The 19,402-nt window shown below is 64.8% G+C and carries 17 protein-coding genes and 1 riboswitch; of the genes, 15 read left to right on the top strand and 2 right to left on the bottom strand.

Annotation, left to right across the window (positions count from 1 at the left end):
• Positions 1–58 precede the first annotated feature (58 nt).
• The 14 genes from cobT to bluB all read left to right on the top strand — a co-directional run bounded on the left by cobT (position 59) and on the right by bluB (position 14,010).
• On the top strand, positions 59–1,090 hold the full coding sequence (gene cobT / locus HUX88_RS31425) for a nicotinate-nucleotide--dimethylbenzimidazole phosphoribosyltransferase (protein WP_176364318.1): 1,032 nt from the start codon (positions 59–61) through the stop codon (positions 1,088–1,090).
• Positions 1,091–1,096: 6 nt separating this feature from the next.
• Positions 1,097–1,879: an adenosylcobinamide-GDP ribazoletransferase gene (locus HUX88_RS31430; protein WP_176364319.1), complete on the top strand. Its 783-nt coding sequence runs from the start codon at positions 1,097–1,099 to the stop codon at positions 1,877–1,879.
• A 4-nt stretch (positions 1,880–1,883) separates the two neighbouring features.
• Positions 1,884–2,450, top strand: coding sequence for a histidine phosphatase family protein (locus HUX88_RS31435; RefSeq protein ID WP_176364320.1), 567 nt, complete (start codon positions 1,884–1,886; stop codon positions 2,448–2,450).
• 18 nt (positions 2,451–2,468) lie between these two features.
• Positions 2,469–2,702: riboswitch (cobalamin riboswitch) on the top strand.
• A 133-nt stretch (positions 2,703–2,835) separates the two neighbouring features.
• Positions 2,836–4,692 carry a TonB-dependent receptor domain-containing protein gene (locus tag HUX88_RS31440; RefSeq protein ID WP_308937164.1) on the top strand — a complete coding sequence of 619 codons (1,857 nt, stop codon included), beginning with the start codon at positions 2,836–2,838 and terminating at the stop codon, positions 4,690–4,692.
• A gap of 74 nt (positions 4,693–4,766) precedes the next feature.
• Complete coding sequence (locus HUX88_RS31445) at positions 4,767–5,789, top strand: iron ABC transporter permease (RefSeq protein ID WP_176364321.1); 1,023 nt, start codon at positions 4,767–4,769, stop codon at positions 5,787–5,789.
• On the top strand, positions 5,789–6,562 hold the full coding sequence (locus tag HUX88_RS31450; RefSeq protein WP_176364330.1) for an ABC transporter ATP-binding protein: 774 nt from the start codon (positions 5,789–5,791) through the stop codon (positions 6,560–6,562). The genes HUX88_RS31445 and HUX88_RS31450 overlap by 1 nt, the downstream gene beginning before the upstream one ends.
• Entirely contained in the window at positions 6,559–7,197 is a 639-nt protein-coding gene (gene cobO / locus HUX88_RS31455) for a cob(I)yrinic acid a,c-diamide adenosyltransferase (protein WP_117015885.1), read from the top strand. Before HUX88_RS31450 ends, cobO begins: the two co-directional genes overlap by 4 nt.
• Positions 7,197–8,501 (top strand): cobyrinate a,c-diamide synthase, encoded by a 1,305-nt coding sequence (locus HUX88_RS31460; protein ID WP_176364322.1) that lies wholly within the window; start codon positions 7,197–7,199, stop codon positions 8,499–8,501. The genes cobO and HUX88_RS31460 overlap by 1 nt, the downstream gene beginning before the upstream one ends.
• Complete coding sequence (cobU, locus tag HUX88_RS31465) at positions 8,498–9,055, top strand: bifunctional adenosylcobinamide kinase/adenosylcobinamide-phosphate guanylyltransferase (protein ID WP_117015883.1); 558 nt, start codon at positions 8,498–8,500, stop codon at positions 9,053–9,055. Before HUX88_RS31460 ends, cobU begins: the two co-directional genes overlap by 4 nt.
• The gene (gene cbiB, locus HUX88_RS31470; RefSeq protein WP_176364323.1) at positions 9,049–10,011 is read left to right on the top strand and encodes an adenosylcobinamide-phosphate synthase CbiB; all 963 of its coding nucleotides are present in this window, start codon (positions 9,049–9,051) and stop codon (positions 10,009–10,011) included. Before cobU ends, cbiB begins: the two co-directional genes overlap by 7 nt.
• Positions 10,004–10,993, top strand: coding sequence for a threonine-phosphate decarboxylase CobD (cobD, locus tag HUX88_RS31475; protein ID WP_117015881.1), 990 nt, complete (start codon positions 10,004–10,006; stop codon positions 10,991–10,993). The genes cbiB and cobD overlap by 8 nt, the downstream gene beginning before the upstream one ends.
• A complete protein-coding gene (locus tag HUX88_RS31480) occupies positions 10,990–11,877 on the top strand; it encodes a cobalamin-binding protein (protein ID WP_176364324.1) in 888 nt (295 codons plus the stop codon). The genes cobD and HUX88_RS31480 overlap by 4 nt, the downstream gene beginning before the upstream one ends.
• Position 11,878: 1 nt before the next feature.
• Positions 11,879–13,345, top strand: coding sequence for a cobyric acid synthase (locus HUX88_RS31485; RefSeq protein ID WP_176364325.1), 1,467 nt, complete (start codon positions 11,879–11,881; stop codon positions 13,343–13,345).
• Complete coding sequence (gene bluB, locus HUX88_RS31490) at positions 13,342–14,010, top strand: 5,6-dimethylbenzimidazole synthase (protein WP_176364326.1); 669 nt, start codon at positions 13,342–13,344, stop codon at positions 14,008–14,010. The genes HUX88_RS31485 and bluB overlap by 4 nt, the downstream gene beginning before the upstream one ends.
• On the opposite strand, the gene HUX88_RS31495 is transcribed toward bluB, so the two are convergent.
• Positions 14,007–15,737: an alkaline phosphatase gene (locus HUX88_RS31495; protein WP_176364327.1), complete on the bottom strand. Its 1,731-nt coding sequence runs from the start codon at positions 15,735–15,737 to the stop codon at positions 14,007–14,009. The genes bluB and HUX88_RS31495 overlap by 4 nt on opposite strands.
• A gap of 101 nt (positions 15,738–15,838) precedes the next feature.
• On the opposite strand from HUX88_RS31495, the gene HUX88_RS31500 reads away from it, so the two are divergent.
• A complete protein-coding gene (locus HUX88_RS31500) occupies positions 15,839–17,242 on the top strand; it encodes a DHA2 family efflux MFS transporter permease subunit (protein WP_117015876.1) in 1,404 nt (467 codons plus the stop codon).
• A gap of 32 nt (positions 17,243–17,274) precedes the next feature.
• Here the strand turns inward: HUX88_RS31500 and HUX88_RS31505 are convergent, their stop codons facing one another.
• Positions 17,275–19,299 (bottom strand): esterase-like activity of phytase family protein, encoded by a 2,025-nt coding sequence (locus HUX88_RS31505; RefSeq protein ID WP_176364328.1) that lies wholly within the window; start codon positions 19,297–19,299, stop codon positions 17,275–17,277.
• Positions 19,300–19,402: the final 103 nt, after the last annotated feature.

Below are 19,402 nucleotides of genomic sequence, written 5' to 3' on the forward strand. Positions count from 1 at the left end.
GAGCAGCCGCAGCTTGCAAGAGTAAAATAGCGGCTTCTCCGATTTATAAGTCGCCCATATGTTTATTCCAACTATCCCTGCTACTAATAACGAGACGCTGGCCGCCCTGCTGGACAAGGCCATCAACAATAAGACCAAGCCGCTGGGTAGCCTGGGCGTACTAGAGTCGCTGGCCAAACAAATAGGCCTGGTACAGAACACGCGCGATGTCGCGATCACGCAGCCGGCCATACTGGTATTCGCCGCCGATCACGGTGTGGTTGCGGAGGGCATCTCCGCCTACCCGCAGGACGTGACCTGGCAGATGGTCGAGAACTTCCTCGCACGCGGCGCCGCCATCAACGTCTTCGCGACGCAAAACAACTGTGAGCTGCGCGTCATCGATGCCGGCGTCAATCACGACTTCGGCCCGCGCGACGGCCTGACCGACCGCAAGCTGGCACACGGCACGCAGAACTTCGCGCACGAACCAGCGATGAGCCGTGCCGTCTGCGAGGCCGCACTATCCGCCGGCATGGGCCTGGCCGCCGAATTGAGCGGCAATGTGGTCGGCTTCGGCGAAATGGGCATCGGGAACACCACCGCCGCCGCCGCGTTGATGCACAAGCTGACCGGTATCCCGGTCGCCCAATGCGTAGGCGCCGGCACTGGTTTGTCAGCGGAAGGCGTGCTGCATAAACAGCGTGTGATCGAAGCGGCGGCAGCAAAGCACAACGTCACCGAACCACTGGACGTACTGGCCACCTTCGGCGGGCTGGAAATCGCCATGATGGCCGGCGCCATGCTGAAAGCGGCCGAGCTGCGCAAAGTGCTGCTGATCGATGGCTTCATCGTCACCAGCGCACTGCTGGTCGCGGCCCGCCTGCAACCGGCGATTCTGGACTACTGTGTCTTCGCCCACTGCTCCAACGAGAACGGCCACGAGCAGATGCTGGCCGCGCTGGGCGCGAAGCCACTATTGAACCTGGGCCTGCGCCTCGGCGAAGGCACCGGCTGCGCACTGGCGCTGCCACTGCTGCATGCGTCGGTCAACTTCCTGAACCAGATGGCCACCTTCGAATCGGCCCAGGTCAGCGAGAAGTCCGAGTAACGCGCCGTGCATCAGCTACGCCTGTTCTTCACCGCGCTGCAGTTCTTCACTCGTCTGCCGATTCCTCGCTGGGTGGGCTTCGATCCCGCCTGGCTGAATCAGGCGTCGCGCTACTTTCCACTGGTCGGCGTAGTGGTGGCGGCCATCGCCGCCGGCGTGTACGCACTGGCGGCGTGGCTCCTACCAGCCCCGGTCGCGGTATTGGTGTCGACCGCCGCCGGCATCTACGCCACCGGCGCCTTCCATGAAGACGGCTTTGCCGATATGTGCGACGGCTTCGGCGGTGGCATGACGCCGGAGCGCGTGCTGGAGATCATGAAGGATTCCCGCATCGGCGCATATGGAGCCATCGGCATCATCTGCCTGCTCGCCATCAAGTGTACGACGCTGTCGATGCTGCCTCCGCTAACGGCGATCGCCGCGTTGTTTGTCGCCCATCCGCTATCGCGCCTGATGGCGACCTCGCTGATCTGGCGGCTCGACTACGCGCGCGCGGAAGGCAAGGCCAAGCCGCTGGCGCAAAAAATGAGCGGCTCCGAATTTTCACTGGCCGCCGCCTCCGCCGCCATTCCCGCGTTCGCGATGATCGCCTGCGGATGGATCACGTGGAGCGCGCTGGCGGCCGGCGTCGCCGCCGGCGCCATCGCCACCGCCTGGCTGGCCCGCAAATGCGTTCGCCGCATCGCGGGCTACACGGGCGACTGCCTCGGCGCCGTACAACAGCTTAGCGAAGTGGTGTTCTATCTGTGCGTGTTGGCCAGCATGCGCCACGGCGCACTGCCTTGGTAACGCCATGCGCCTGATACTGGTCCGCCATCCGCAGCCGCTGGTTGCCACCGGCGTTTGCTACGGCCGTAGCGATCTCGCCGTATCCGAGGATCAGCTGGCGAGAACGCTGACGGCACTATCGGCCGCGCTGCCCCACGGCCTGCCTGTATATAGCAGCCCACTGCAACGCTGCACCAGGCTCGCAACGGAACTGGCGCCGCTGCTGCAATCCCCCGTCCCGCTGCTGGACGCGCGCATCGCCGAAATCGACTTCGGCGATTGGGAAATGCGCGCCTGGGACGACATCCCGCGCGCCGACATCGACGCGTGGGCCGCGGACCTGGTCAACTACCGCCCCGGCGGTGGCGAGAGCGTGCTGCAGATGGCCGGCCGCATCGCTGCTTTCTATGCTGACCTCCAGCGCCAGCAACGCGACGCCATCGTCATCTGCCACGCTGGCGCGATGCGCCTGCTGTCCGCCTGCCACACCGGCCTGGCGCCTGCCGGGATGGCGCTACAGGCGGCCCGGCATCCGCATCAAATCGGCTACGGCGCCACACTGATCCTGCAAAGCCAAACCGCCGGCCAATGACCTCTGGAGCGCAAACCCGTATAATGGCGGGGTTTTGGTGCCCGCGCGTCTGTCCGGATGCGCAGTTAAACGGGAAACACGAAGCTCCTGGTCCACTCGACCAAGGCCCACGTGTGCTGCCCCCGCAACGGTAAGCAAGTGTCGCAGCGCATGCGCGACAGCCCTCCTCAGACAAACCACTGTGCTCCGCATGGGAAGGTGAGGCGGTCTAACTTGCCAGCCCGGATACCGGCCAAATCAGGTGGAAGTGAGCGAACGGGATGTGCGCGAACGGAAGGAGCCGGCATTGCTGCCGGCGCTCCGCTGCATGCATCGTCCGGTTCTCCGCTTCTGTTCAATCTGGCCCACGGGGACGTCGGCCGGTTGCTATTAACAGAAAAACTACATGATGAATCTTCATATCTCCCGTCCGGCGGCCTTGACGTCGCTGGCACTGGCAATGGCCGCCTCCTACGCTCACGCAGAACCCATCGCCGGCACCGTGCTGGTCACCGCCACCCGCAGCCCCCAGCCACTGGCCGATGTGATCAGCGATAGCGTCACCATCAGCGCCGAGCAGATCGCCGAATCCGGCGCCGGCTCCATTGTCGACCTGCTGCAACGCCAGCGCGGCATCGAGATCGCCCGCACCGGCGGCCCAGGCACCAACTCCACCGTGTTTATCCGCGGCGCCAACAGCAACCAGAACCTGGTCCTGGTGGACGGCGTGCGTATCGGCTCCTCGACCACCGGCGCAGCCAACTGGAGCGCCCTGCCGCTGACCTCCATCGACCATATCGAAATCGTCTACGGCCCACTGAGCTCCCTGTACGGCGCCGACGCCATCGGCGGCGTGATCCAGATCTTCACCAAGAAGGGCAAGGGCGCGCCAGCATTCACCGCCTTCGTGGGCTATGGCACCGACAACACCCGCGAGGGCGATGTCTCGGTCTCCGGCGCCACCGGCGGTGAACACAGCATCAGCTACGCGATCAGCGCCGGCAAGGAAAAGTCGGACGGCTTCTCGGCCACCCGGCCTGCCAGCGGCTCTTACAACGCCGACAAAGACGGCTACGACCGCGAAAGCGCGGCGGCACAATTCAGTCTGCGCCTGGCCGAAGGACACGAAGTCGGCGCGCTGCTCCTGCATAGCAAACTCGATTCGCAGTACGACAACGGCGCCTCGCCCTACGATGTGCGCTCGCACGCGAAGCTTGAAAACGCCTCCGTCTACAGCAAGAACCAGATCCTGCCGATCTGGCAAAGCCTGGTGCAGTACTCGCAGGCCAAGGACGATGGCGCCAATTACAGCAGCGCTTCGGCGTTCGGCTACTCGCAGGCCAACACCAAGCAAACCGACTTCACCTGGCAAAATGATGTGCAGATCGGCGCCGATGTGCTGCAACTGCTGTACGACCACCGCAAGGAAGAAGTGCAGACCAGCGGCTTCGAACTGGCCGCTTCGCAGCGCACCACCAACTCGCTGGCGGCCTCCTACAACGCCCGCCGTGGCGACAATCTGTTCAACGCCAGCGTGCGTCGCGACAAATCGGTCTACGGTGGGAAGAACACCGGCTCCATCGGCTACGGCTACACCTTCACGCAGGCGTTGCGCGCCACCGCCAGCTATGGCACCAGCTTCCGCGCACCAACCTTCAATGAACTGTACTACCCAGGCTACGGCAATGACAAAAACAAGCCGGAACTGGGCAAGAACGCCGAAATCGGTCTGCGCTACGACAACGGCACCACCGCGCTGAGCGCAAGCTACTACCACAACCGCCTGACCGACCTCCTGGTGAACACGACGCCATGCCCATACGCCGGCGATTATTCCTACGGCTGCGCCTACAACGTCAACCACGCGCTGCTCGAAGGCCTGACCATGGCCGCCAGCCAGCAGTTGGGCCGCTTCAACCTGTCCGCCAACATCGACCTGCAGGATCCAAAGGACGAAACCAGCGACAAGCGCCTGCAGCGCCGCGCCAAGAAGCACGCTAACCTGATGGCCGACTACAGCGCCGGCGCCCTGAAGGCCGGCGTGGAGATCGAACTGTCCGGTGATCGCTATGAAGACAGCGCCAACAAGGTCCGCATGGGCGGCTATGGCCTGGTCAATCTGTACGCGACCTACCACTTCAACCGCGACTGGTCTGCGCTGGTCCGCTGGAACAATATCGGCGACAAGCAGTACGACCTGGCGCGCAACTACACCACGCCGATGTCCAAGCTGTTCGCCGGCATCCGCTACGGCTACAAGTAAGCGGTAATGGTGTAACCTGCCGGGCGGGAAGCGCATCCGCCGAGCGCCCGGCAGCCTCTTTTTGAAAGCAGTGCATGCATTCTTTCTCCCGCAATCTGCGACAACGCGCCACCGTCACCCTGACCGTGCTGGTGCTGTTCGCGTTTGCCAGCCTGATTTTTTCGGGCATGACCGGTTCGGTCTCGATTCCCCTCTCCGATATTCCCGCAGCAGTCAATGACCTGCTGCACGGCCAGACCAACACGCTGGCATCCACCCTGCTCGATCTGCGCGTTAGCCGCGCCCTGACCGCCTTCGTCACCGGCGCCGCACTGTCGCTGACAGGCGTGATGATGCAGGCGCTGCTGCGCAACCCGCTGGCCGACCCTTATGTGCTGGGCATTTCCGCCGGCGCCTCCGTCGGCGCCCTGGCCGCGATGCTGTTCGGCTGCGCCCTCTGGATGGTCGACGCCTCGGCCTTCGGTGGCGCCGTCGCCGTCGCGATGATGTTGTACCTGCTGGCCCGGCACGACCTGCGCGGCGGTACGGCCGGCGAAGGCGGCACCGCGCTGCTGCTGTTGACCGGCGTGATCCTGTCCTCCGCCTGCATGGCGCTGGTGACGCTGATGCTCTCCATCGCTCCCGAAAGCCGCTTGCGCAGCATGATCTTCTGGATGATCGGCGACCTGGCCGGAGCGCCATCGCGCGCGATGCCGTGGATCGTATTGGCCTGCGGCCTGGTATTCGCCGTGCGCAGCGCCCGCTCCATGAACGTGATGGCGCTGCACGCCGAAGCCGCCGCCACACTGGGCATACGCGTCGGCGCGCTGCGCAAGGGCCTGTTCTTCGCTTCCGGCCTGCTGACCGCCAGCGCCGTCACCAGCGCCGGCAGCGTGGGCTTCGTCGGCCTGATCGTGCCGCACGCCTGCCGCTTCGCCGTCGGCGCCGACCACCGCGTGCTGATTCCGGCGGCGGCACTGGCCGGCGGCACCTTCCTGCTGCTGGCCGACACGCTGGCCCGCACCATCATCGCGCCGCAGCAGCTGCCGGTGGGCGTCATCACCGCCCTGATAGGCGCGCCGATCTTCCTGTATCAACTGCACCGGCTGCGCAAATGATGATCAGCACCCACGACCTCTCCCTGAAAATCGGCCAGCGCCAGCTGATCGCGGATCTGAACTGGCGTGTGCGCGAAGGCGAATGCTGGAGCGTCATCGGCCGTAACGGCGCCGGCAAGAGTACCCTGCTAAAAACCCTGGCCGGCCTGCGTACCCCGGACGGCGGCCATGTCACCATCCAGAACCGCGCCCTGGCCGACTGGCCGCTGACCGAACTGGCGCGCCAGCGTGCCTTCCTGGCGCAGAGCCGCAGCGACGCCTTCGCCTACAGCGTGATTGAAACCGTGCTGTCGGCCCGCCACCCCTACCACGGCAACCGGTATTGGGAAGGCAGCGACGATCACGCCATCGCCCTGAAATCGCTGGAGTCGATGGAAGTGGCCGAACTGGCCGAGCGCGACGTACGCACCTTGTCCGGCGGCGAACGCCAGCGCGTCGCCATCGCCGCCATGCTGGCGCAGGACACGCCGCTGCTGCTGCTCGACGAGCCGGCCAATGCGCTGGACCTGGCGCACCAGGTCAGCGTTATGAGCCTGCTGGCGCGCTTGTGCCGCGACCAGGGCAAGACCGCGGTAATGATCGGCCACGACCTGACGCTGGCGCACAGCGTCTCCACCCACGCGCTGCTGCTGATGGGAGACGGCCGCTGGCTGGCCGGTACCACGGCGGAGGTGATGCAAGCCGATATCTTGGGCGACTACCTCGGGCATCCGATCGACATCATCCAGCATGGCAAGCGCAGTATCTTCATTCCCACGGAGGACCCAGCATGACTCAACAAAATAACGACGGCATCGACGAGCAAACCGCAGCGCTGAACGAGCGCCATCGCGTTCGCATGGAACGCAAGAAGGCCATCATCGACGCCAAGATCGCCGCCGCCGACAAGGAGATCGGCATCATCATCGTTAACACCGGCAATGGCAAGGGCAAAAGCTCCAGCGGCTTCGGCATGGTGATCCGCGCCATGGGCCACGGCATGAAGGTCGGCGTGGTCCAGTTCATCAAGGGCGCGATGCAGACCGGCGAAGAGCTGTTCCTGCGCCGCTTCCCGATGGAGGTCAGCTTCCATTCGATGGGAGAAGGCTATACCTGGGAAACCCAGAACCGCGAGCGCGATATCGAAAAGGCGCAACTGGCATGGGAACAGGCGAAGCGCTTCCTCGCCGATCCCGAAATCGGCCTGGTGCTGTTCGACGAACTGAATATCGCCCTGAAGTACCGCTACCTGGATGTGGACACCGTCATCAACGATCTGCTGGCCCGCCCGGCGATGCAGCATGTCGTCATCACCGGACGCGGTGCGCCGCCGGAGCTGATCGCCATAGCCGATACCGTCACCGAAATGGAAGTCGTCAAGCACGCATTCAAGGCAGGCATCGGCGCGCAATTGGGCACCGAGTGGTAATGGCTGCGCATATCGACGTCAAAGCCGTGCTGGTGGCGGCCGTCGCCTCCGGCCAGGGCAAGACCACGGTGACCGCAGCGCTGGCGCGCAAGCTGGTACGGCAGGGTAAGCGGGTACGCGTGTTCAAATGCGGCCCGGATTTCATCGACCCCATGCTGCTGGAACGCGCCAGCGGCGCGCCGGTGCGCTCGTTGGACCTGTGGATGGTCGGCCATGAGCTGTGCCGCAGCCAGCTGGCGCAAGCCGCCGCCGAAGCGGATGTGATCCTGATCGAAGGCGTCATGGGCCTGTACGATGGCACGCCATCGTCCGCCGACCTGTCGCGCGAATTCGGCGTACCGGTGATGGCGGTGATCGACGCCGGTGCTATGGCGCAAACCGCCGGCGCGCTGGTCCACGGTCTGCGCGACTATGGCCCGGTGGAGATGGCGGGCGTCATCGCCAACCGCGTCGCCAGCGAAGGCCACGCCAAGATGGTGGCGGCCTCGCTGCGAGACATCCCCCTGTTCGCGACCTTGCCGCGCCAGCCCAAGTCACTGCCCGAGCGGCACCTCGGCCTGGTGCTGCCCGGCGAAGTCGTCGACATCGAACAGCTGCTCGACAATCTGGCGGACCAGTTGGTGTTCGACGAAGCGGCATGGGAGCGCCTGCGCCCCGTACGCATCGAGGTCCCGCCAGCCACGGAGCCGCAAGCACCGCTGCTGGCAGGGCAAAACATCGCAGTCGCGCGCGATCCGGCTTTCATGTTCATCTATCCCGCCAATCTGGATACCCTGCGCCAGCTGGGCGCGACGCTGACGTTCTTCTCGCCGCTGGCCAACGAGCCCGTGCCGGAGGAAGCGAACGCCGTCTATCTACCGGGCGGCTATCCCGAGTTGCATGCGGAGGCACTGTCGCAAGCCGCCGTATGGCAAGCATCGATCCGTGCGGCCCACGCAGCCGGCTTGCCCATCGTGGCCGAATGCGGCGGCATGATGGCCTTGGCCGACACCCTTGCCGACCAGGCGGGCGCGATATGGCCCATGGCCGGTGTGCTGCCCGGCGCGGTGGCGATGCAAGCGCGCCTTGCGGGCTTGGGCTCGCAGGGACTGACGACGGAACACGGCGTCCTGCGCGGCCACACGTTCCATTACTCCAAGCTGGAGACAGCGGTGGCGCCAACGGCGTACACTATCAAACATCCATCCGCCGTTCAGGGTGAGGCTTGGTATCGCGTAGGCTCCCTGAAGGCGTCGTATTTTCACGCTTACTTTCCATCCAATCCGGCGGCCGCCGCCGCCCTGTTTTCAAGGAGCGCAGCATGACACGTACATTGGTTCTCGGGGGCGCACGCTCCGGTAAAAGCGGATATGCGGACCGCCTGGCGATCGAGTCGGGCAAGGAAGTCGTCTACATCGCCACGGCCACCGCCGGCGACGCCGAAATGGCCACCCGCATCGCACATCATCGCGCCGGCCGACCGAGCGAATGGACCACGGTGGAAGAGCCGCTGGCACTGGGCAACCAGCTGCTGCGCTGGTCCTCGCCGGACCGCCTGATCCTGGTCGACTGCCTGACGCTCTGGCTCAGCAACCTGCTGTTCAGCAGCGGCGAACAATATCCGGACGTCGGCGAGATCACACTGCCCGCGCTCTTCCACGAGCAGCAGGACATGCTGGCCAGCGCGCTGACCAAGTGCGCCAGCGACGTGGTGCTAGTATCGAACGAGGTCGGCATGGGCATCATGCCTTTCGGCGCCATCTCCCGCTGCTTCGTCGACGAGCAGGGACGCCTGAACCAGGCTATGGCCGCCCTGTGCGACCGCGCGGTCTTCGTCGCCGCCGGCCTGCCGCTGGTGCTAAAAGGAGCGCCGTGCTGACAGGTTTAAGTTTCGGCGTCATCGCCTTGCTGATGGTGGCGGGCGTAGGGCTCGACCTGATGCTGGGCGAAACGCGCCGCTGGCATCCGCTGGTCGGCTTCGGCAACCTGGCGATGGCGCTGGAGCGGCGCCTCAACCGCGGCGGCCAACGCTTCTGGCGCGGCGCTCTGGCCTGGACGTTGGCCGTGCTGCCGCTGACCGCCCTCGCCGGCCTGCTGGTCCGGCTGCTGGGCACCAACGGCGCACTGCCATGGATGGCTCACGCCATTATGCTTTACTTCTGCCTTGGCCTGCGCAGCCTGCGCGACCACAACCTGCCCATCGCCGACGCGCTGGCGCAGAACGACCTCCCTAACGCCCGCCTGCTGACCGCCCGCATCGTCAGCCGCGATACCACCAGCGCCAGCGAAATCGAACTGACCAAGGCCAGCGCGGAATCCCTGCTTGAAAACGGCAACGACGCCGTCTTCGGCACCCTGTTCTGGTTCATCGTCGCCGGCGGTCCCGGCGCGGTGCTGTTCCGCATGGCGAACACGCTCGATGCGATGTGGGGCTATCGCACGGCGCGGCTGCTGCAATTCGGCTGCACCGCCGCCCGCATCGACGACGTACTTAACTACCTTCCCGCGCGCCTGACCGCCCTCTCCTACGTGTTGCTGGCATCCGGCGTTCAGGCCAAGCTGCGCGCCTGGCATTGCTGGCGCACGCAAGCCCCAGCCTGGAGCAGCCCCAATGCGGGACCGGTCATGTCCAGCGGCGCCGGCGCCCTTGGCGTGCAGCTGGGCGGCGCCGCCATCTATGACGGCGAAGTAGAACACCGCCCGCCGTTGGGAGAAGGCCAGCCCGCCACCGGCACCGACATCAGCCGCGCGTGGCGGCTGGTCGCTCGTACCACGGCATTGTGGCTGGCCGTCGCCGGCGCTGTCGCCATCTGGATGGAGTTCGCACATGCTTGAACACGGCGGCAACCTGCGCGACGCCGCGCTGCGCTTCGGCCGCGACGACTGGTTGGACCTCTCGACCGGCATCAATCCCCATTGGTATCCCGCGCCCGCGCTGCCTGGCAATGCGTGGCACCGCCTGCCCGAAGCCGATCCCGAACTGGCGTTGGCCGCAGCCGCCTACTACGGCGCGCCGCTGATGCTGCCGGTCGCAGGAACACAGGCAGCGATCCAGGCGCTGCCCCGATTGCGCAAGCCCTCGCGCGTGACCGTGGCCGCACCGTCCTATGCCGAACACGCGCACCACTGGAACGAGCACGGGCACACGCTGACGCAAACGCCGTATGAAGCGCTGGGCGCGGCGGTCGCGAACAGCGACGTCATGGTGATCTGCAATCCAAACAACCCGACCGGCGCCAGTGTGCCCGCAGCCCAGCTGCTGCAGTGGGCCGACCAACTTGCGGCGCGCGGTGGCTGGCTGGTGGTCGACGAAGCCTTCGGCGATACGGCACAGCACAACAGCATCGCCGCGCATAGCGGACGTCCCGGCCTGATCGTCCTGCGCTCGGTCGGCAAGTTCTTCGGCCTGGCCGGTATCCGGCTTGGTTTTGTGGCCGCGCATGCAGACCTGCTGCGCGATCTGGCGGACCTGCTGGGACCTTGGGCCGTCAGCGGCCCGGCCCAGCACATCGCCCTCGCGGCCCTTCGCGACCAGGCGTGGCAGGAACACACGCTCGACCAGCTTCTGGAAAGCGGCGAACGCCTGCATCAGCTGCTGGCGGCGCATGACATCCATTCGGCCGGCACCGCGCTGTTCCAATGGTGGAGCGAGGAACGCGCGGAAGCCTTCTGGCAGCACATGGCGGAACGCGGCATCTGGGTGCGGCTGTTCAAGCAAGCAGCTCGCGGCATCCGGCTAGGCCTGCCGCCGGACGAGGAAGGTTGGCAACGGCTGGAGACAGCGCTGAACGAATGGACCAACAAGGAACACACATGAACAAACCGACGTGCAAACTACTGGCCGGCCTGACGGTACTGGCGATGACTGCCAGCGCCAGCGCCGCCATCACCGTGCGCGACGACGACGGCAACGTCGTCACATTGCAAAAGCCCGCGCAGCGCGTCATCGCCATGGCGCCGCACGTGACAGAGCTGCTGTACGCGGCCGGCGGCGGCGACAAGATCGTCGGCGCGGTCACTTACAGCGACTATCCGGAGGCAGCCAAGAAGCTACCGCGCGTCGGCGACAATCGCCAGGTCGACATGGAGCGCATCATCGCCATGAAACCGGACCTGATCGTCATCTGGATGCACGGCTCCTCCGAGCGCCAGATCGAAACGCTGCGCCAATTGAACATCCCCATGTTCCACAGCGAGCCGAAAAAACTGGATGGCATCGCCGACAACATCCTGCGCCTGGGGCAGTTGCTCGGCACCGAAAGCGTCGCGCAGCCTGCCGCCGCCGAAATCCGCGAGAAGTTCGCCGCGCTGGCCAAACAATATTCCAACCGTTCGCCGGTGCGGATGTTCTACCAGGTATGGGATAAGCCGCTCTACACCCTGAACGGCACGTCCATCGTCAGCGACGCGATGCGCCTGTGCGGCGGCGTCAACATCTTCACCGACCTGAAGGTGACGGCGCCGGTGGTCAGCAACGAAGCGGTGCTGCAGGCCGACCCCGAGGCGATCTTCGGCACCAGCGAAAAGAACTACGGCGGCGTAAGCCTGTGGCGGCCCTACACGACAATGAAGGCGGTCCGCAACGACAACCTGTTCACGCTGGACGGCGAACTGCTGAACCGCGCCGGCCCGCGCATGGTCCCCGGCACCGCCGCCCTGTGCGAAAAACTGGAACTGGCGCGACAGCACCGGAAGAACTGATATGAGCTTTCCCTATTCGACCCTGATGGTTCAGGGCACCACCTCCGACGCCGGCAAGAGCACCATCGTTGCCGCCTTGTGCCGGCTGCTCAAGCGCCGCGGCGTGCGTGTGGCGCCATTCAAGCCGCAGAACATGGCCCTCAACAGCGCCGTCACGGCGGATGGCGGCGAAATCGGCCGCGCCCAGGCGCTGCAGGCCATCGCCGCCGGCGTGGCGCCGCATACCGACATGAACCCGGTGCTGCTCAAACCGTCGAGCGATATCGGCGCCCAGATCATCATCCACGGCAAAGTGCGCGCCGAGATGAACGCGCGCGACTACCACCAATACAAGACCATCGCCATGCAGGCGGTGCTGGAATCGCATCAGCGCCTTCTGGCGCAATACGACAGCGTGGTCGTCGAAGGCGCCGGCAGTCCGGCGGAGATCAACCTGCGCGACCGCGACATCGCCAACATGGGCTTCGCCGAAAAGGTCGACTGCCCGGTGATACTGGTGGCGGACATCGACCGTGGCGGCGTGTTCGCGCACATCGTCGGCACCCTGTCCTGTTTGTCCGAGAGCGAGCGCGCCCGCACCATCGGCTTCGTCATCAACCGCTTCCGCGGCGACATCAAGCTGCTGGAACCCGGCCTGGAATGGCTGGAACAGCAAACCGGCAAGCCGGTGCTGGCGGTGCTGCCTTATCTGCACGGCCTGTTCCTCGATGCAGAGGACGCGGTGCAGCCGGTCCAAGCCTCGCGCGGCGCCTTCCGTGTAGTGGTTCCCAGCCTGCCGCGCATGAGCAACCACACGGACTTCGACGCACTCCGCGCCCACCCCGACGTGGACCTGCATTTCGTCCGCCAAGGCGAACCAATTCCAGCGGCGGACCTCATCATCCTCCCCGGCAGCAAGAACACGCGCGGCGATCTGGATTGGCTGCGAGCCCAAGGCTGGCCGGAGCAGATCGCCCGCCACCTGCGCTACGGCGGCAAGGTGATCGGCGTCTGCGGCGGCTTCCAGATGCTGGGCCACAGGGTGACCGATCCGCTGGGCATCGAGGGCAAGCCAGGCACGTCCCCCGCACTCGGCCTGCTCGACATGAACACCGAAATGACGGCCGACAAACGGCTGGTACAGGTACAGGGTGTGTGCGCCTTCGACGACGACAAGGCCAGCGTCAGCGGCTACGAAATCCACATGGGCACCTCGACCGGCGGCGCGCTCGACACGCCGGCCTTCATCATCGACGGCCGCCCCGAAGGCGCGCGCTCGGCGGACGACCAGATCCTCGGCACCTATCTGCACGGTCTGTTCGACACGCCGCAGGCCAGCAGCGCGCTGCTGCGCTGGGCCGGACTGCACACGCAAAACACCGTGGACACCAGCGCACTGCGCGAGGCCAGCCTGGATCGCATCGCAGACGCCGCCCAGCCGCTGCTGGACGCCCTGCTTGCGCTGCACGAGACAAAGGCATCCGCATGAACACCACCAGCCCGCACGCCTTCGCACAGGCCGAAATCGAAGGCGTCTACCGCGCCATTCGCGAGCGGCGCGATGTTCGTCACTTCAAACCGGGCCCGCTGGAGCCGGGGCAGCTGGAGCGCTTCATCGGCGCCGCCCACAACGGTCCCAGCGTCGGCCTGATGCAGCCGTGGCGCTTCATCCGCATCACCAATCCCGCGCTACGCGCGCAGATACACCAGCACGTGAATGAAGAGCGCATCAAGACCGCCGAAGCGCTGGGCAAGCGCGCCGAGGAATTCATGCAGCTCAAGGTGGAAGGCATACTGGCCTGCGCCGAAGTGCTGGTCGTCGGTCTGATCGACAAGCGGGATCAATATGTCTTCGGCCGCCGCACCATGCCGGAAATGGACCTGGCCTCCGCTGCCTGCGCACTGCAGAACTTCTGGCTCGCCGCACGCGCGGAAGGCATAGGCGCCGGCTGGGTATCGATGTTCGATCCACAGCATCTGCGCGATATTTGCGGCATGCCGGCCGGCAGCCAGCCCATCGCCGTGCTATGCGTCGGCCAGGTGGACGAGTTCTATACCGCGCCGATGCTGGAGCTTGAAAAGTGGGACCAGCGCCGGCCGCTGTCCGACATCATGTTCGAAGACCGCTGGGACAATCCAGCCGGAGCGGCTTAAGCCCCGGGACACTCCTCGATCCTGCGATTGCCCGGCCCCGGCAAGGTGCGCAGGCTGCGCTCCGTCGCGGCCGTGAACTCGTGCTTGAAGACGGTATCGACAAACCGCCAGTCGCAGCGCACCTGCTCGTGGCTGGCGGTAACGATCATGTAACCGCGCTTGCTGGTTTGCGCGTAGTACAGCGGCTCGATCAAGTCCAGCATCATGCTTGCGACATCCTCGGGATCGCGGTCCGGGTAGGCCCCTTCCATGCCCGGCGACGAAACCGACGCCGTCGCAAACTCCACGCCCACCTGGCGCCCCTGCGCGTCGTGCAGATCGCTGGCCCAGGCGTTGTGGGTGTCGCCGGCCAGCACCACCATGTTCTTGCGATGACGCTGCATCATGGCGAACACCAGTTCGCGGTCGTTCTGGTAGCCGTCCCACGAATCCATATAGCAGGGCAGCGTCGGCGCGGTCAGCCAGCGCTTTTCCTTGCCGCTGACGCAGGAAGGATCGGCGACGGCACGCTTCTTCAGCGCGGAATAGTCGGTGCAATTGCACTCCCCCATGGCGACGGCGGTCGGATACTCCATGCGCGCCATCAGCACCTGCTGGCCCAGCATCTGCCAGCGAGCCTTGGAATCCTGTACCTGCCGCTCCAGCCACGCCATCTGCTCAGCGCCCATCATCTGCCGGCGCGGCGAACAGACGTCGTGCTTGTACTTCTCGACATCGAAGCGTTTATGTTCGTCGTAGTAGGAGGACATCATCAATTGCTGGTCGCGGCCAATCAGGCGCGTATCCAGCATGTGCAGCGACACCACGCCGCCGAAGTCGAACGAACGGTAGATCTTTTCCGGGACCGCAGGATCGGGGGCGCGGATCGGCATCCACTCATGGTAAGCGGTCATGGCCGCCACCTTGCGCAAAGTGAAGGGGCCATACTCCGAAGCCTTGTGTTCAGCCGAGCCATCGCGCCAGGTATCGTCGGCGAATTCGTGGTCGTCCCACACTGCGATGAACGGCATCACGGCATGCACCGCCTGCAAATCGGGGTCGGTGCGGTATTGGGCATAGCGGCGGCGATAGTCCTCCAACCGCAGCAGCAGTTCGCGCGGCTCGGATACGCGGCCCAGCGCCTCCGCATTGTCGCAGGCGTAGCCGTCGCTTTCGTATTCGTAGATGTAGTCGCCGATGTGCAGCGCGGCGTCGATGTCGTCCTGGCGCGCGGCATCGGCGTAGACGTTGAAGTAACCGGATGGATAATTCGAACAGGAGAACACCGCCAACCGGACCTGGCGCACGTCGCTGCGCGGCAGCGTCTTGGTGCGCCCCACGACCGACTTCACCGTATCGACGGCAAACTGGTAGTAGTAGACATGCCCCGGCAGCAGGCCGGCGGCATCCACCTTCACGGTGTAGTCCTTCTGAGCCGACGTCGTCGCGCTGCCATGCGCCACCACCGCCTGCATGGCCGGGTCGGTCGCCATCTGCCAGCGGACGGCGATGTCGCCGCTGTCGTCGCTGCGGCGCGGCGTCACTCGGGTCCACAATATCACCCGGTCGACGAGCGGATCGCCGCTGGCCACGCCATGATCGAAACCGGCCGGAGCGTCGTCGGCGATGCTGGCCGCGGTGCTGCTGCAACCGCTCAAGCCCGCGCCCGCGCCCACACCCAGCAAAGCGGTGGCGCCCATCTGGCGGATAAACCCGCGACGACCAGGGAACAGCGACTTAGCGTCCATATCAACTCCATTGGCCATTTCGATGTGCGCAAACTTACGCCCGATTCGTGACCGCCTTATGACCTATGACCTCCGCGTGGCTTTTGTGTGACAATCGGTGCATGAATACATCCGCCGCCAAGAGCTACCTTCCGTGGGTGGTCGCAACCGCCCTGTTCATGGAGCAGCTGGACTCCACCATCGTCAACACGGCGATTCCCAGCATGGCAGCCAGCCTGCAAGTGACTCCCCTCAGTTTGAAAGCGGTCGTCACCAGCTACATCCTCAGCCTGGCCGTATCGATTCCGATCAGCGGCTGGATGGCCGACCGCTTTGGCACCCGCCGGGTGTTCATGAGCGCTGTGGCGATATTCACTGTGGCGTCGGTGCTGTGCGGGCTGTCGGTCAATTCGCCAATGCTGGTGGCGGCGCGGCTGCTGCAAGGCCTGGGCGCCGCGATGATGATGCCGGTCGGGCGCCTGACCATCGTCCGCACCTTTCCCAAATCCGAACTGCTGGCGGCGATGAATTTCGTGATCATCCCGGCGTTGATCGGCCCTCTGCTGGGCCCCACGATCGGCGGCTTGATCGTGCACTGGCTCACGTGGCGCGACATCTTCTTCGTCAACGTGCCGGTCGGCGCGATGGCGATCTTCCTGGCTCACCGCTATATGCCGGATTACCACGGAGACGATGCGCGACCGCTGGACATCGTCGGCCTCGTATTGTTCGGCACCGGCGTGGCGCTGCTGTCATGGCTGTTGGAGATCTTCGGCGAACACCAGATCGATATCACTTCTGCCACGGTGCTGCTGTTCATCGCCTGCAGCCTGTTGGCGGCTTATGTGTGGCACGCCAGGGATGCGGCCTTCCCCTTGCTGCGACTGGCGCTGTTCAAGATACGCACCTTCCGCGTATCCGTGATGGGAGGTTTCATCACGCGCATCGGCGTCGGCGGACTGCCCTTCCTGCTGCCGCTACTGTATCAACTTGGATTGGGACTACCGGCATGGCAATCGGGTCTGCTGATGATGCCGTCCGCCGCCGCGGCCATGGGCATGAAGTTCATCTCCGTGCGGGTGCTGGGTCGCTTCGGCTATCGCCAGGTCCTCACCGTCAACACGGTGTTGATCGGATTGACCATCAGCCTGTATTCATTCGTCCAGCAGGGAACGCCGTTGTATGTGATCGTGATGATCAGCCTGTGCCTGGGCTTCTTCAATTCGCTGCAGTTCTCCGCGATGAACAGCATCGCCTACGCCGACGTGGATAGCGCCGACTCCAGCATGGCCAGCACCATGGCAAGCTCGATGCAGCAGCTGTCGATGAGCTTCGGACTGGCGACCGGTTCGCTGATCACCGGCTGGTTCCTGGGTGGCCTGCCGCAATCGAACCGGCTGGCACTCACCGGCGCATTGCATCATGCCTTCCTGACGCTGGCGGTGCTCACCATCCTGTCCTCGCTGACCTTCTGGTCGCTGCGCCAGGAGGATGGCGAGAGTATCAGCAAAGGCAGTCCTGCCTAGTGCGGGCGGGCCTTGACGGCCCGCCCCGTGCATCAAAACGCCGTCAACGCTTTGGTGAACTTGATCAGCCAGAGACGGCTTGGACGTTCACGATCCTCGCCGCGCGCGACGCGGATCGTGTTCGCGGCATTGCAGCCGGCTGCGCTGCTGGTGACGATCGCGCCTGCCGCATCGACAGTGCACTTGGTGACATCGGCGTCTTCAATCGCCACGCCGGCGGCAGTGAAGATTTTGGTCTTCAGGCCGAAGTCATTGTCGTTCGCGAGTGCGAGCGTATTGCCGTCGACGATAGTCAGGCCTTCGGCTTTCTCCGCCTGCCAACCGATCGCGTTCAAGTCCAGCAGCAGGGTTTTCTTCAACGTCGTCACCGATTTCCAATCGGCGCCGTTGACCGCCACGCCGCCCATGCTGCTCTTCTCCAGGTCCGACGTCTTGGCGTTGTAGGCCGCGCCGGCGATGTCGGTCGCCGCACCTATCTCCACCAGCATCAACTTGTTGAACACTTTGCCGTTCGGTGCGGCGCCCTGTTCGATCACGATGAATTTACCATTGCCCAAGGCGACCAGGTCACCCAGCTTCGCGTTGCCGGTGCGGCCGTCTTGGTAGTCGGCGGCGTCGAGCGGGTACGCGTACATCTTGCCCGAGGTGCCGGTGACCGGATCGAATTCCACCCAGCGCGTGAAGCGCGCGTAGCGTTCGACCGCCTCGTTCTTGCCGGTCACCGAGTAGGCCGCAGTGCCGTCGGTGAGTGGGCTTTGCAGGAAGCCGTGCAGCTTGTCGGTACTGGCGTCCAACGTCAGGCCTTCCATGCCGCGATTGGCGCGACGCTTCTGGAAGATGTCCGGCAGGCCGCTGCCCGGCGCGTACTTGTTGAGGATGATGCCGGTGGCCGGATCGACCTTGATGATGAACGGACCGTATTCGTCGGAGATCCAGAGCACGTTGCGCTTCTTGTCGACGACGATCGCCTCGGTATCCAGGCCGCCGGCGTTGAAGGTAGCCTTGCTGGAGGCGTCGTACTTCATCGTATCAACCACCGGCAGCTCGGCCGAGTTACCCAATGCGCCAGGTGCTACCGGCAGGCCGGAGGCGTTAACCGCAGCCGATACCTTGATCGGCGTCGACGAAGTCAATACCGCGCCGGTTTTACCGACGGTGATCACGCCGAACGACGGCGCAAAGCTCGGCGACGGGAAGATCTTGGCGCCGGTGACTCCGCTGCCGGTCAATGCCGGCAGGTTCGGGCCGTCGCCGTTCGGACCGCGGTCGGTCAGGCCGTAGAATTCCAGGTCACCGTTGGCGTTGGTGCCCTTGAAGGCCAGCGACGAACCGTACGAAGGCAGGAAGCCTTGCGGGAAGTCTTCCTTGACCTTGGCGTTGCTGCCTTCGTACGGCACGTAGTAGCTGGCTGCAGCCTGCACCTGATAGCGCGTGACGCTGACGGCGACGGCGCCGAGCGGCGTGGTCTGCGTGAACGGTTCCGCCACCGGCGTGCCTACCTTGGAGGCCAGCGTGTCTTCGAAGTGCTCGCGCACCAGCGCGCGGCGGCTGTCGTCAATGGTACGGGCGGCGTACTTCACGCCGGCGGCGGTCAGGTTAGCGCTCATCGCAGTGTTGAAGGCTGTAGCCTCCAGCGAGAAGTCGGCGCTCTTGGCGGCCAATGCGGTTTTAACATCGGCGGCGATCTTGATGCCGTTCGATGGGTCACTGTCTTCATCGAGCAGCTGCAGGGCCAACAGGCGATTGACAACCTTGGCGTCCTTGATGTCGGTCACGCCGGCCAGCTGCAAAGGCGTGATGGTGGCGGCGCATGGAGCGCTGCCCAGCGCGATGCCGCCTATGCTGAAGCTGACGGTATCGCCGGCGTAGCAGGTGAACTCTCCCTTGGCCGAGGTGCTGGCTTTCGCGGCGGTGCCGGCGACATAGTCCAGGTTCTCCACCGCGCCGTCCAGGAACACGCCAGTGGTCGGCGTTTTGGCTGGCGCCGCCGTATCGCTACCGCCGCAGCCGGCCAGCACGGAGAACACCGCCAGCGAAATCAGGGAAAAGTTTTTCATGCTCTGCTTGCCTCGATTGAAAAGAAAGCAAGTTTAGCTACAGTGCGTTACATGGATGTGACAGACGAAAAAAAGCCCACCAAGATCACTTGGTGGGCTTTTT

The sequence above is a fragment of the Duganella sp. BJB1802 genome, assembly GCF_013369445.1.
GTDB classification, from domain to species: Bacteria; Pseudomonadota; Gammaproteobacteria; order Burkholderiales; family Burkholderiaceae_D; genus Rugamonas; species Rugamonas vulcania_A.

Bases quoted from the DNA above. Each gene is read 5' to 3' on its own strand.
- cobD (WP_117015881.1), top strand. From the start codon at position 10,004: ATGCTTGAACACGGCGGCAACCTGCGCGACGCCGCGCTGCGCTTCGGC.
- cobT (WP_176364318.1), top strand. From the start codon at position 59: ATGTTTATTCCAACTATCCCTGCTACTAATAACGAGACGCTGGCCGCC.
- HUX88_RS31485 (WP_176364325.1), top strand. From the start codon at position 11,879: ATGAGCTTTCCCTATTCGACCCTGATGGTTCAGGGCACCACCTCCGAC.
- HUX88_RS31505 (WP_176364328.1), bottom strand. From the start codon at position 19,299: ATGAAAAACTTTTCCCTGATTTCGCTGGCGGTGTTCTCCGTGCTGGCC.
- HUX88_RS31445 (WP_176364321.1), top strand. From the start codon at position 4,767: ATGCATTCTTTCTCCCGCAATCTGCGACAACGCGCCACCGTCACCCTG.
- cobO (WP_117015885.1), top strand. From the start codon at position 6,559: ATGACTCAACAAAATAACGACGGCATCGACGAGCAAACCGCAGCGCTG.
- bluB (WP_176364326.1), top strand. From the start codon at position 13,342: ATGAACACCACCAGCCCGCACGCCTTCGCACAGGCCGAAATCGAAGGC.
- HUX88_RS31460 (WP_176364322.1), top strand. From the start codon at position 7,197: ATGGCTGCGCATATCGACGTCAAAGCCGTGCTGGTGGCGGCCGTCGCC.
- HUX88_RS31440 (WP_308937164.1), top strand. From the start codon at position 2,836: ATGATGAATCTTCATATCTCCCGTCCGGCGGCCTTGACGTCGCTGGCA.
- HUX88_RS31435 (WP_176364320.1), top strand. From the start codon at position 1,884: ATGCGCCTGATACTGGTCCGCCATCCGCAGCCGCTGGTTGCCACCGGC.
- HUX88_RS31495 (WP_176364327.1), bottom strand. From the start codon at position 15,737: ATGGACGCTAAGTCGCTGTTCCCTGGTCGTCGCGGGTTTATCCGCCAG.
- HUX88_RS31450 (WP_176364330.1), top strand. From the start codon at position 5,789: ATGATCAGCACCCACGACCTCTCCCTGAAAATCGGCCAGCGCCAGCTG.
- HUX88_RS31480 (WP_176364324.1), top strand. From the start codon at position 10,990: ATGAACAAACCGACGTGCAAACTACTGGCCGGCCTGACGGTACTGGCG.
- cobU (WP_117015883.1), top strand. From the start codon at position 8,498: ATGACACGTACATTGGTTCTCGGGGGCGCACGCTCCGGTAAAAGCGGA.
- HUX88_RS31500 (WP_117015876.1), top strand. From the start codon at position 15,839: ATGAATACATCCGCCGCCAAGAGCTACCTTCCGTGGGTGGTCGCAACC.